General features: G+C 67.3%; 10 protein-coding genes. 6 read left to right on the top strand and 4 right to left on the bottom strand.

The window, feature by feature from the left end:
- Nucleotides 1-19: 19 nt before the first annotated feature.
- From ACZ9J7_RS04620 to ACZ9J7_RS04605, 4 genes are all read left to right on the top strand, one after another.
- Nucleotides 20-1,330: a sensor histidine kinase gene (locus tag ACZ9J7_RS04620; RefSeq protein WP_476207410.1), complete on the top strand. Its 1,311-nt coding sequence runs from the start codon at nucleotides 20-22 to the stop codon at nucleotides 1,328-1,330.
- Entirely contained in the window at nucleotides 1,327-1,986 is a 660-nt protein-coding gene (locus ACZ9J7_RS04615) for a response regulator (RefSeq protein WP_476207408.1), read from the top strand. Before ACZ9J7_RS04620 ends, ACZ9J7_RS04615 begins: the two co-directional genes overlap by 4 nt.
- Nucleotides 1,987-2,102: 116 nt before the next feature.
- Nucleotides 2,103-3,716 carry an AMP-binding protein gene (locus ACZ9J7_RS04610; protein ID WP_476207406.1) on the top strand — a complete coding sequence of 538 codons (1,614 nt, stop codon included), beginning with the start codon at nucleotides 2,103-2,105 and terminating at the stop codon, nucleotides 3,714-3,716.
- 103 nt (nucleotides 3,717-3,819) lie between these two features.
- Complete coding sequence (locus ACZ9J7_RS04605) at nucleotides 3,820-4,005, top strand: hypothetical protein (RefSeq protein WP_476207404.1); 186 nt, start codon at nucleotides 3,820-3,822, stop codon at nucleotides 4,003-4,005.
- A 221-nt stretch (nucleotides 4,006-4,226) separates the two neighbouring features.
- Here the strand turns inward: ACZ9J7_RS04605 and ACZ9J7_RS04600 are convergent, their stop codons facing one another.
- Complete coding sequence (locus ACZ9J7_RS04600; protein ID WP_364401756.1) at nucleotides 4,227-4,538, bottom strand: antibiotic biosynthesis monooxygenase family protein; 312 nt, start codon at nucleotides 4,536-4,538, stop codon at nucleotides 4,227-4,229.
- Between the two features lie 27 nt (nucleotides 4,539-4,565).
- Nucleotides 4,566-5,084 carry a GNAT family N-acetyltransferase gene (locus tag ACZ9J7_RS04595; RefSeq protein WP_224023164.1) on the bottom strand — a complete coding sequence of 173 codons (519 nt, stop codon included), beginning with the start codon at nucleotides 5,082-5,084 and terminating at the stop codon, nucleotides 4,566-4,568.
- 143 nt (nucleotides 5,085-5,227) lie between these two features.
- Here ACZ9J7_RS04595 and ACZ9J7_RS04590 point away from each other — a divergent pair, with 143 nt between their 5' ends.
- Entirely contained in the window at nucleotides 5,228-6,469 is a 1,242-nt protein-coding gene (locus tag ACZ9J7_RS04590; protein ID WP_224023162.1) for a GAF domain-containing sensor histidine kinase, read from the top strand.
- 64 nt (nucleotides 6,470-6,533) lie between these two features.
- Here the strand turns inward: ACZ9J7_RS04590 and katG are convergent, their stop codons facing one another.
- On the bottom strand, nucleotides 6,534-8,828 hold the full coding sequence (katG, locus tag ACZ9J7_RS04585; protein WP_476207401.1) for a catalase/peroxidase HPI: 2,295 nt from the start codon (nucleotides 8,826-8,828) through the stop codon (nucleotides 6,534-6,536).
- Between the two features lie 325 nt (nucleotides 8,829-9,153).
- Between katG and ACZ9J7_RS04580 the strand changes: the two genes are divergently transcribed.
- Nucleotides 9,154-10,245 carry an SDR family oxidoreductase gene (locus ACZ9J7_RS04580; protein ID WP_476207399.1) on the top strand — a complete coding sequence of 364 codons (1,092 nt, stop codon included), beginning with the start codon at nucleotides 9,154-9,156 and terminating at the stop codon, nucleotides 10,243-10,245.
- Here the strand turns inward: ACZ9J7_RS04580 and ACZ9J7_RS04575 are convergent.
- A complete protein-coding gene (locus tag ACZ9J7_RS04575; protein WP_476207397.1) occupies nucleotides 10,199-11,434 on the bottom strand; it encodes an MFS transporter in 1,236 nt (411 codons plus the stop codon). The two genes, ACZ9J7_RS04580 and ACZ9J7_RS04575, sit on opposite strands and share 47 nt — an antisense overlap.
- Nucleotides 11,435-11,567 lie beyond the last annotated feature (133 nt).

Here is an 11,567-nt window from a genome sequence, read left to right as displayed (position 1 = left end):
CCCGGCATAAGCTGGTGAAATGCCTGCCACGCCCCTGCCGCAACCACCGGAAGCGCGCGGCGGTATCCCCAAGCGAGGGCCATTGAACGCCCTGGTAAACGCGTCGTCGGCAGCCATCCTGAGGGTCCTGCGGGTCACGCTGCACACGGGGTTTGCGCTGCTGCTGGCCGTCGGCCTGGTCCGGATGCTGATGGCGGGAGGTACCGTGCGCTGGGTGTGGGCCGGCGCCGCCGTCGTCCTTGCTGCCCTCTACCTGGCCGGCACGGTCCTGGAAAAGCGCCACGCCGAGGGGCGGACCGGGGTGGCTCCCCGCCGCTACGGTGTGCTGTGGCTCGGCCTTGTGACGGCCCTGTGGGCGCTCCTGCTCGCAGGCAGCCCCGACTTTGCCTGGCTCGCGTTCCCCATCTTCTTCCTCCACCTGCACCTGCTGCCGCGGCGTGCCGCGCTCCTGGCCATCGCGCTGATGACGGCAGCGGTGATCGGTTCCCAGTGGGCCGCCAGCGGTGCTCCGGTTCCGCATGCGGCGGCCGTGGTGGGGCCTGTCCTGGGGGCGATTTTCTCGGTGATCACCGGCCTGGCCTACGCGGCTTTGTACCGCGAGGCCGAAAACCAGCGGCGCGCTGCGGATGAGCTGCGGCGGACCCGTGAGGAACTGGCCCGGTCCCAGCATGAGGCCGGCGTGCTGGCAGAGCGGGAGCGGCTGGCCCGGGAAATCCACGACACCCTGGCGCAGGGCCTGTCCAGCATCGTGCTGCTGGGGCGGGCAGCGGAGCAGTCGCTCGCAGACGGTGATGACGCCACGGCTTCGGGCCGGCTGGCGCTGGTGCAGCAGACCGCGGCGGACAACCTGGCCGAGGCCCGCAGCTTTGTCCGCGGCCTGGCTTCGCCCCAGCTGGAGGGAACCACCCTGGTGGAGGCCCTGGACCGCTTGTGCGGCAGGACCGAGACCGACGCTGCGGCTGCGGGGGTGTCGCTGCGCTGCCGGCTGGAGGTGGACGGGGAAGTCCAGGACCTGCCCCAGCCCGCCCGCGTAGCACTGCTGCGCGCGGCGCAGGCGAGCCTTGCGAACGTCCGCCAGCACGCCCGGGCAAGCACCGCCGTCGTCAGCCTTGCCTTCCTGGGCAGTGAAGTGACCATGGACGTGTACGACGACGGCACGGGCTTCGATCCGGAGGTTGCGGCAGGTGCCGCGGGCGCAGCGGACGGCAGCGGCTTTGGGCTGCGCTCGCTGCTGGAACGAGTGGCCGCCCTGAACGGGACCCTGACGGTGGAGTCGGCGCCGGGCGAAGGCACGGTGGTGGCCATCCGGCTCCCGGTGGAGGAACTGTGAGTGAGGTCCGGGTTCTGTTGGTGGACGACCACCCGGTGGTCCGCGCCGGGCTGCGTGCCATGCTCACCGGTTTTGAGGGCATTTCGATCGCCGCGGAGGCCGCTGACGGGAGGGCGGCGCTGAGGGAACTGGCGCGGCTCGCTGCCCTGGACGAGGCACCCGATGTTGTCCTCATGGACCTGCAGATGGGGGAGGGGATGGACGGCGTCACCGCCACCGCCGAAATCAGGAAGCTCGACGCACCGCCGCCGGTGCTCATCCTCACCACTTATGACACGGACGCGGACATCCTCGCCGCGGTGGAAGCCGGGGCGAGCGGCTACATGCTGAAGGACGCGCCGCCAGAGCAGTTGCGGCAGGCGGTGCTGCAGGCGGCCGCCGGCGGCACGGTCCTGGCGCCCCGGGCCGCAGCGCTGCTGATGGGCCGGATCAGCAACCCCGGGACCTCGCTGACCCCACGGGAAGTGCAGTTGCTGGAACTGCTGGCCACGGGCCTGTCCAACCGCGCCATCGCCAAGCAGGTGTTCATTTCGGAAGCGACCGTGAAGACGCATTTGGTGCACATCTACGGCAAACTCGGTGTGGACAACCGCACTGCCGCGATCGCCGCCGCAACGCAGCGGCGGATCATCCGGCCGCCCGGCGCCAAGGGCTGACCTGTCGGCGCATGACAGCAGTGCGCGGCATGTGACGGCCATCTCAGTGCAGTAGGTTGATTCCACGGTGTTACAAATGCCGGTGTTTCAAGGTGCTGTTGTTCGAAGGAGAACGAATGTCCCGTCTGGTTCCAGCCGTTGATGCCCTTCTTGCCACCTATGGCGCCCCGGAGGCCTGCGCGGCCGATCTCCTCTGCGACGGCCATGACCCGAACGCCGTTGCCTTCACGGTGGTGGCTGCCGATCTTTCCGCGGAGGACATCACCTATGGCGCGCTCCGGGAACGCTCGGAACGGGGAGCCGCAGCCCTGGCCGAGCTGGGCATCGGTCCCGGGGACGCCGTAGCCACCCTGATGGGAAAGTCGGCAGACCTGGTGGTCATGCTCCTGGCCATCTGGCGGCGGGGAGCGGTCCATGTCCCGCTGTTTACGGCCTTTGCATGGCCCGCTATCGAATTACGGCTGACCGCCTCCGGGGCAAAGGCCGTGATCACCGACCCCGACCAGCGGGCGAAGATCCAGGAAACCGGCGCCGCCGTGGTGGTTGCCGGCGAAGAAGCCTCCGCGCCGGACCTGGCGCTCACGCCGCTCCTGGCCAGGCAGCGGCCGGGGATCGCCTCCGAAGCTGTGGGAGGGGACGGCGACCTGGTCCTCATCTTTACGTCCGGCACCACGGGCGCCCCCAAGGGCGTGCCGGTGCCGGTCCGGGCGTTGGCAGCGTTCCGTCAGTACATCGAACTGGGCCTGGACGTCAGTGAAGGGGATGTCTTCTGGAATGCCGCAGACCCCGGCTGGGCGTACGGCCTGTACTACGGGATCCTCGGTCCCATGGCGGCGGGACGGCGGAACATCCTGCTGCGCCCCGGGTTCTCCCCGGAACTCAGCTTCAAGGTGCTGGAGGCGTTCTCGGTGACCAACTTCGCCGCCGCGCCTACCGTGTACCGCACCATGCGGGCCAAGGCCGGCGCCGGAACCGGGCCGTTCCAGCTTCGGCGCGCTTCATCCGCCGGCGAACCGCTGACCCCTGAAGTGATCAGCTGGGCCCGGGAGGTGCTGGGCGTTCCGGTGCGGGACCACTACGGGCAGACCGAACACGGAATGATGATCATCAACGCCTGGCATGACGATGTGAGGACGGAACTGAGGCCGGGTTCCATGGGCCGGCCCTTGCCGGGGTGGAGCTGCGCGGTCCTCAAGGACAATGCCGACGAGCCGGCCGCGCCCGGCGAGCTGGGCCGCGTCGCCGTCAACGTGGCGGAAAGTCCCATGATGTGGTTCAAGGGCTACCAGGATGCGCCGAAGAAGACCGCCGAAAGGTTCAGCGCGGACGGCAAGTGGTACCTGACCGGGGACGCGGGCATGGTGGACGCGGACGGTTACTACTTCTTCTCCTCCCGCGATGATGACGTGATCATCATGGCCGGATACCGGATTGGCCCGTTCGACGTGGAAAGCGTCCTGGCCACGCATCCGGCGGTCCTGGAATGTGCTGTGGTGGGCGCTCCCGACGAACTGCGCGGTGAAGTCCTGGAGGCCTACGTGGTCCTGGCGGACGGCACCGCCGCCAGTGATGCCCTGCTGGTTGAACTCCAGACCATGGTCAAGACGCAGTTCGCCGCCCATGCCTATCCGCGCCGCATCCACTTCGTTGCGGACCTGCCCAAGACGCCGTCGGGAAAGCTCCAGCGCTACATCCTGAGGCAGCAGCGGGCAGCGGCACCCGGCAGCTAGCGGGCGGCGGTTTTTGGGGGACGGGCAGAAAACCTCAAGCTGTTCCGGAGCCTTTTCCGGCACCGGCTGTTAGCGTTGAGGCCCAGCCACAGAAGGAGGAGCGATGTCCATCAATTCACCTGATTCACTGCCTGAGGACGAGCCGCAGGAGGACACGGCCGCCAGGAAAGGCAACCCCGACGGCGGGATCCCCGGCGGGAAAGACGGCGTCGGGATCTCCGGTGGGGCCGAGCCCAACACTTTTGAGCCGGAGGAGGACCCCGACGCCGCGGCGGGCCCGGCAGACTAAAGGGCCTCGCGGACTAGAGGGCCCCGCAGATTGAAGGGACCCGGGGCCACCCTCAAAGTTCCATCAAGATTGGCCAAAGCCGCTGCAATCTGTGATTTCCGCAAGCTACCGGCCGGTAATTTATAACTGTTTCCAACGCCAGTTCCCCGGCAGGAAGCAAGGAGCCCCCGCGCTGGAGCGAGACTCGCGCGGGGGCTTCCCCCCAACGTCCGCGGCGCGGCTTATGACGCGGCTTTCGGCGCGGCGCTAACTGTTTCGAAGTGCTCCACCACCGGAAACGGCTCATAGAAGCGGTGCAGCAAAGAACGCCACTGCTGGTACCCCGGGGATCCCCTGAAGCCCACTGTATGGTCTTCCAGCGACTCCCATTCAACGAGCAGCAGGTACGTTTGGGGAGATTCAATCGAGCGCGACAAAGACATGGCGAGGAAGCCCGGCATTGAAGCGATGATGTGCCGGGCCTGGGCGAAAGCTGCCTCGAAGTCCTCTTCCCGGCCGGGTATGACCGGAAGCAGCGCGTGTTCTGTGATCACCCGCCAAGTTTGGCACGCGTTCGCCGGCTACTCGGTGTCGATCCAGTAGCGGCGCTTGCCGTTGCGCGTGTCCTCGTATTGGCCGCCGTTCTTTTCGATGGTTGCCCGCGAGCCGGCGTTGTCCTCGTCGCACGTCAGGAGAACCTGCGTGATTCCCAATGCCCGTGCCAGGGGCAGCGCATCGGCAAGTGCTTTCGCGGCATGGCCGCGGCGCCTGGCGGAGGGCCGGACGCTGTAGCCGATGTGCCCCCCTTCGTTGAGGAGGTGGTCGTTCAGCCCGTGCCTGATGGCCAGGGACCCAAGGAAGGTGCCGCCGTCGGCAATCCATAGATAGGTGCAGGGCACGTAGCCCGGCTTCCGCACGGTTTCCGGCTGCGCGTCTTTGATGAGGGCATCGACGAAGCGGCCAAAGACGGCGGGGTCCTGGAGATCGTCCGGGGACCAGCCCTCGGCGCCTGCGCCGTCCAGGTGGGCACCTTGGAACTCCGCAGTTCCTTCCAGCCAGGAAGAGTGGAGGGCTGGGTCCGGGACGATGAGTTGGGCCATAACTGGATCCTATGCCGCCTGCCGGAGCAATGCCTCTGGATCCCGGCCCGCGGCAGAGGAGCGGGGAAACGTATTCCCGGGACACGGGTGGTGGCCTGTACTATCTCCCCGGGGACCCCTTTGCGGTCTGGGAAGGGACGTTCATGGTTGGCACGCACTCGATGACAGCAGCGCTCAGCGATCCACTCGGACGGGACGAATTACTGCAGGAGTACGGATTCACCTTCGCCAACGGCGGGGGACGCCAGCGGAGCGTTGATCAGGCGCTTTCAACGGAACCCCTCGAAAACCTTGTCCAGCTTGCCGCAAAGCTCTGCGGCGTCCCCTACGGCGTGATTAACGTTGTCACGTCCGATGAGCAACAGCAGGTGGCCGCCGTCGGCTTTGAGGCCGCCGTCTGCGCCCGGGAGGACTCCATGTGCGCACAAGTCTTCCTCTCGGGGAAGACAACAGTTGTCCCGGACGCATCCCTGGACCCCCGCCTCGCATCGAATCCGTTTGTGACAGGGGAAATTGCCGCCGTCCGGTTCTATGCTTCGGTTCCGTTGGAGACGTCGTCCGGGTTCGTGCTGGGGTCGCTGTGCGTCTTTTCCAATTCTGCGGGCACACCCGATAAGGACCAGCTGGACATGCTGGAGATCCTGGCCCGCCAGGCAGTGCAGCTGCTTGAGCTCCAGCGGCGCACGCTGCAGTTGAACAGTGCCCTCGACGAGGTGCGGGAAAGCAACGCCAAGCTGGCGGAGTTTGCAGGACGCGTCAGCCATGACCTGCGCGGACCACTCACCACCATGCTGGGCTACGTGGAGATGGCAGAGGATGAAGTGGACGGGGACCACCCGGCGGCCGAGTATCTGCAGATCATCGGCGCCAGCGGCCACCGCATGCTGACCATGCTTGAGGACGTCCTGACCTACTCACGGATGGGCGGTGTCCTCCAGCGGCAGCACGTATCCCTTCAGGACGTGGCGGCCGAAGTGGCCAGGGATTTGGGCCTGTCCTTCGGGCCCGGCGCCGTCCTGGACAGCGGGGAGATGAAGCTCCACGTGGACCCCGGGCAGTTGCGCACCCTGCTGCAGAACCTGGTGGCCAATGCCATGAACTACCGGAGCCCGGACCGGGACCTCAGCGTGCGCATCAGCGGCATTTCGAATTACCACGGAACCACTGTGCTGGTGGCGGACAACGGCAAGGGCATTGCGCCGGTGGACCGGCAGCGCGTGCTGGAACCACTGGTCCGGCTGCACCGCGACGGTGACGGGCACGGCTCCGGCCTTGGGTTGGCCATCTGCCGCCGCATTGTTGAGGCGCACGGTGGGGAATTGAGCTTGAAGGAATCGCCCGGCGGCGGGACCACGGCGGTCATCAGCTTCCCGGCCGACCAATAAAGCCGCCTCAGCAGGTCCGGGCCGGCTGCGGAATGCAGCCGGCCCGGAGCCTGGATTGTGGAGGCTAGTTCAGGTCGAACCGGTCCAGTTCCATGACCTTTGCCCAGGCGGCCACGAAGTCGTTCACGAACTTCTCCTTGGCGTCATCGCTGGCGTAGACCTCGGCCAGTGCCCGCAGCTGGGAGTTGGAACCGAAGACCAGGTCCACCGGGGTGGCCGTCCACTTGAGTTCACCGGTGGCAACATCGGTGATCTCGTAGGAGTTCTCCTCCGACTCCGACGCCTTCCATTTGGTGCCGGGCGAGAGCAGGTTGACGAAGAAGTCGTTCGTCAGGACCTGCGGCTTGTCCGTCAGCACACCGTGGCTGGAGCCGGCCACGTTGGTGCCCAGGGCACGCATGCCGCCCACCAGCGCCGTCATCTCGGGCGCGGAGAGGTCCAGCATGTACGCCTTGTCCAGCAGGAGGGTCTCCGGCTGGACCTTCGCACCGGGGCGCAGATAGTTGCGGAACCCGTCGGCCCGCGGCTCCAGGTACTGGAAGGATTCGACGTCGGTCTGTTCCTGCGTGGCGTCCGTGCGGCCCGGACGGAACGGCACCGTGACGGGGAACCCGGCGTCGGCTGCTGCCTTTTCCACCGCGGCGGCGCCGCCCAGGACGATCAGGTCAGCGAGTGAAACCTTCTTGCCGCCGGCCTGTGCCGAGTTGAACTCCTCCTGCACCCGCTCGAGTACGGGAAGCACGGCAGCCAGCTGCTCCGGCTCGTGGGCCTCCCAGCTGCGCTGCGGCTCCAGTCGGATCCGGGCGCCGTTGGCGCCGCCGCGGCGGTCCGTCTTTCGGTAGGTTGCAGCCGATGCCCAGGCGGTGCTGGCCAGCTGCGGGATGGTCAGTCCGGAGTCAAGGATCTTGGCCTTGAGCCCGGCAATGTCCTGTTCGCCGATCAGTTCGTGGTCGACGGCGGGGACCGGATCCTGCCACAGCTGTGCCTCCGGAACCCAGGGCCCCAGCATGTGCGGGCCCACCGGTCCCATATCGCGGTGCAGCAGCTTGTACCAGGCCTTGGCGAAGGCCAGCGCGAACTGGTCCGGGTTCTCCAGGAACCGCCGGCCGATCTGCTCGTAGGTGGGGTCGAAGCGCAGCGACAGGTCCGTGGTCAGCATGGTGGGCCGGTGCTTCTTGTTGGGGTCGTGCGCATCCGGGATGATCTCGGGAGCGTCCTTGGCGACCCACTGGTGGGCGCCGCCGGGGCTCTTGACCAGTTCCCATTCGTATTCGAAGAGGATCTCCAGGAAGCGGTTGCTCCACTGCGTGGGCTTGTCCGTCCAGGTGACCTCCAGGCCGGAGGTGATGGTGTCGCCGCCCTTGCCGCTGCCGTAGGTGCTGAGCCAGCCCAGGCCCTGCGCCTCCAGGTCCGCGCCCTCGGGTTCCGGTCCCACGTGTGCGTCGGCGGGGCCGGCACCGTGCGTCTTGCCGAACGTGTGGCCGCCGGCGATCAGAGCGAAAGTCTCTTCATCGTTCATCGCCATGCGCTTGAACGTCTCACGGATGAACGCGGCAGCAGCCACGGGGTCCGGGTTGCCCATGGGGCCTTCGGGGTTGACATAAATGAGGCCCATCTCGGTGGAGCCGACCTTGTCCGCCATGGTGCCCTCGCCGGTGTACCGCTCATCGCCGAGCCAGGCGTCCTCGGGGCCCCAGAAGATCTGCTCGGGCTCCCACACATCCTCGCGGCCGAATGCGAAGCCGAACGTCTTGAAGCCCATGGACTCAAGGGCAACGTTGCCGGCGAGTACCAGGAGGTCCGCCCAGGAAAGCTTCTGGCCGTACTTCTGTTTGACCGGCCACAGCAGGCGCCGGGCCTTGTCCAGGTTGGCGTTGTCCGGCCAGCTGTTCAGCGGCGCGAAGCGCTGGCTGCCGTCGCCCGCGCCACCGCGGCCGTCAAAGACGCGGTAAGTGCCCGCAGCGTGCCAGCTCAGGCGGATCATCAGGCCGCCGTAATGGCCGAAGTCCGCCGGCCACCAATCCTGGGAAGTGGTCAGGACCTGGCTGATGTCCTGCTTGAGGGCATCGACGTCGAGCTTCTGGAATTCCTCGCGGTAGCTGAAGGACGGGCCAAGCGGGTTGCTTGCCTGGCCCTGCGTGTGCAGCACGGACAGGTCCAGCTGGTTGGGCCACCAGTCCTGGTTGGTCCGCGGGCGGGTTCCCTTGGGTTGCGGGGAATCGATCGCCGGGTTTTCGCTTTCACTGCCCTGGGCGGTGGCGCTGCCATGGGCCACCGGGCACCCGCCCTCAACCTTCTGGTCCAGGCCCTGTGCGCTCCCGGGAGTGGGGACCGGGGGATGGTCTTGGGGATCGGTCATGTGCTTTTTCCTTCCGTTGGGCCGAGGCCGCGGTTGGACTCGGGCAGCCGGTGCAACCCTCCTATTTGACCATGGACGGGTGACAGGGGGAGACCCTCCTACGCCAGGGGTGAAACCCGGCCTGTCATCGCCCTGATCGGACGTGCGGGGCCGGACGCTTTCATGCAATTTCCGTCCACCGGAATATCTGCCCGGGCCACCGGCTTGTCGCCTAAGGGCCCTTGCCGGCCCGACGTCCCGGCGTGACGCAGCGCGGCCGCCTCCGCCCACGCGTGGGGCCGCGGCCGCGCGCGGACGCAACCAGGCACCTACCAAGAGGAGCACCATGACCACCGGATCAGGAACAGCAACGGGAAACGGACGGACTGCGCTGGTAGTCGGAGCCACCGGCATCGCGGGGTCTGCCCTCGTGGATACCCTCGCGGGCGAGGGCTGGGAGGTCCTCGCCTTGTCCCGCCGGCCAGGCCCTGGGCGTTCCGGCGTCAGGTGGCTATCCGCGGACCTGACCTCCGCTGAGTCGCTGGCCGCCGTCCTTGGTCCGGAAAATCCCTCCCGGGTGTTCTTTACCGCTTGGTCGCGCCGGGACACCGAGGAAGAGAACATCGCCGTCAACGCGGGCATGCTGCGGGACCTGCTCGCGGCGCTGCGGGGCAAGGAGGTGGCACACGTTGCCCTGATGACCGGGCTCAAGCATTACCTGGGACCGTTTGAGGCCTACGCGGCGGGAGAGATGCCGGACACGCCCTTCCACGAGGAAGAGCCGCGACTGCCGGTACGGAACTTCTATTACGCCCAAGAGGACGAACTGTGGGCCGCGGCAGGGGAGCAGGGTTTCACTTGGTCCGTGCACCGCGCCCACACCGTTATAGGGCATGCGGTAGGCAACGCCATGAACATGGGACTCACGCTTGCCGCGCAGGCCACCCTATGCCGGGACAGCGGGGAGCCCTTTGTCTTCCCCGGTTCCAAAACGCAGTGGGACGGCCTGACCGACATGACGGACGCCGGCCTGTTGGCCGAGCACATGCTCTGGGCTTCAACTACCCCTGCGGCCGCCAACGAGGCCTTCAACATCGTCAACGGCGACGTGTTCCGCTGGCGCTGGATGTGGCCGAAGCTTTCCGCCTACTTCGGTGTGGAGTGGGAGGGGTACCAGGGCGGCCCGCGTCCGCTGGAGCAGTCGATGGCAGGGCGGGAGGAGCAGTGGCGGCAGATCGCCGCGGAGAACAACCTCAGCGAACCCGACCTGAACCGCGTGGCGAGCTGGTGGCACACGGACGGAGACCTGGGGCGCGGCATCGAGGTGGTGACGGACATGGGCAAGAGCCGGGACGCGGGCTTTACCGGGTATCGCCGGACGCTGGATGCCTTTACCTCGCTGTTTGACCGATACCGGGCCGACCGGCTGATTCCCTGATGACGCGGTCGCGTCCGGCGAACAGACCCACCACTGCCAGGACGGCCATGGCTCCGGCGGTGCCGAGCAGTGGAAGTGTCCAGTCCCCGCTGGCATCCCGGAGCGCACCAAAGGCCACCGGGCCCACCGCGGCCAGGCCGTAGCCCACGGACTGGGCCATGCCGGACAGTGATGCGGCCTGCGGATGGTTCACTGTCCGGAGGCTGAACAGCGACAGGGCGATGACAATGAGGCTTCCGCATCCGACGGCGCCCAGCAGGACCCACAGGAGGATGAGGTCAGGCGCGAGCGCAAGGCCCAGGAAGGTTACGAACACCAACGCCCCGCTGGTGAAGGACACCAGCCGCTGGTCCCGTCCCCGGTGCAGGACCGCGCCCGCCCCCAGGCTGGCGAACACGCTGATCAACAGGAAGACCGACAGATGGACGCCGGCAGTGGTGGCGGGAATCCCGCGGCTCTGCTCAATGGTGGGCAGCCAAGCCATCAGGACGTAAAAGGCGATCGATTGCAGCCCCATGAACGCAGTGACCTGCCAGCCCAGGGCTGAGCCCCAGGGCGACCGGTGCGAGGTTTCGGTCCTGGCGGAATGGCTGCTGGCTGTCCCGTGCCGGCGCAGCCAGGGCAGGAGCACGGCCATGGCGATGAGGGCCAGCCCCACCCAGGCTCCCAGGGCCAGCCGCCACCCTGCCGGGGAGGTTTGCGCCACGGGAACGACGACGGCGGCCCCCACCGCGGCGAACGCGGCCTGGGCAGCGGTGTAGCTGCCGGTGACCTGGCTGACCCGCAACGGAAAGTCCCGTTTCACGAGGGAGGGAACCAGGACGTTGAGGAACGCTATGGCCACGCCGATCAGGACCGTCCCGGCCCAGATGAAGCCGGGCACAGGCAGGGAGCGGAGCACGATGCCCGAGGCGAGGGTCAGCAGTGACATCCACAGTGCCCTGTCCAGGCCCAGGCGGGCGGCGAAGCCGGGCGCCAGGGGTGAGAAGACAGCGAAGGCTATGAGCGGGAGGCCGGTGAGGAATCCGGCTGCGGCACTGGACAAGCCCAGGTCGGTGCTGATGTTGACCAGGACGGGTCCGACGCTGACGAAGGACACCCGAAGGTTGACTGCGATGAGCAGGACGCCGATGAAGGCGGCTCCGAACCTGGCAGTGCGCTGAGGGGGGTTCCGTGTGCCGGCAAACATCGTTGTTTCTTCCATCCTTCGGTGGGGTGGGGCGCGGTTGGCGCCATCCATCCAGTTGTCTCACACGAAAGTACCCACCGGTGCCGCTGTATCCCGGCGGGTCCGCTAAATACGCCGTGGGAGAACCTGCCAT

Source organism: Pseudarthrobacter sp. TE9888 (assembly GCF_056279345.1).
The sequence above is the reverse complement of the archived record's forward strand: the minus strand, read 5'-3'. Positions and strand labels throughout refer to the sequence as shown.

Coding starts and splice junctions, on each gene's coding strand:
- ACZ9J7_RS04620 (WP_476207410.1), top strand. CDS start 20: ATGCCTGCCACGCCCCTGCCGCAACCACCGGAAGCGCGCGGCGGTATC.
- ACZ9J7_RS04610 (WP_476207406.1), top strand. CDS start 2,103: ATGTCCCGTCTGGTTCCAGCCGTTGATGCCCTTCTTGCCACCTATGGC.
- ACZ9J7_RS04605 (WP_476207404.1), top strand. CDS start 3,820: ATGTCCATCAATTCACCTGATTCACTGCCTGAGGACGAGCCGCAGGAG.
- ACZ9J7_RS04595 (WP_224023164.1), bottom strand. CDS start 5,084: ATGGCCCAACTCATCGTCCCGGACCCAGCCCTCCACTCTTCCTGGCTG.
- ACZ9J7_RS04590 (WP_224023162.1), top strand. CDS start 5,228: ATGGTTGGCACGCACTCGATGACAGCAGCGCTCAGCGATCCACTCGGA.
- katG (WP_476207401.1), bottom strand. CDS start 8,828: ATGACCGATCCCCAAGACCATCCCCCGGTCCCCACTCCCGGGAGCGCA.
- ACZ9J7_RS04580 (WP_476207399.1), top strand. CDS start 9,154: ATGACCACCGGATCAGGAACAGCAACGGGAAACGGACGGACTGCGCTG.
- ACZ9J7_RS04575 (WP_476207397.1), bottom strand. CDS start 11,434: ATGTTTGCCGGCACACGGAACCCCCCTCAGCGCACTGCCAGGTTCGGA.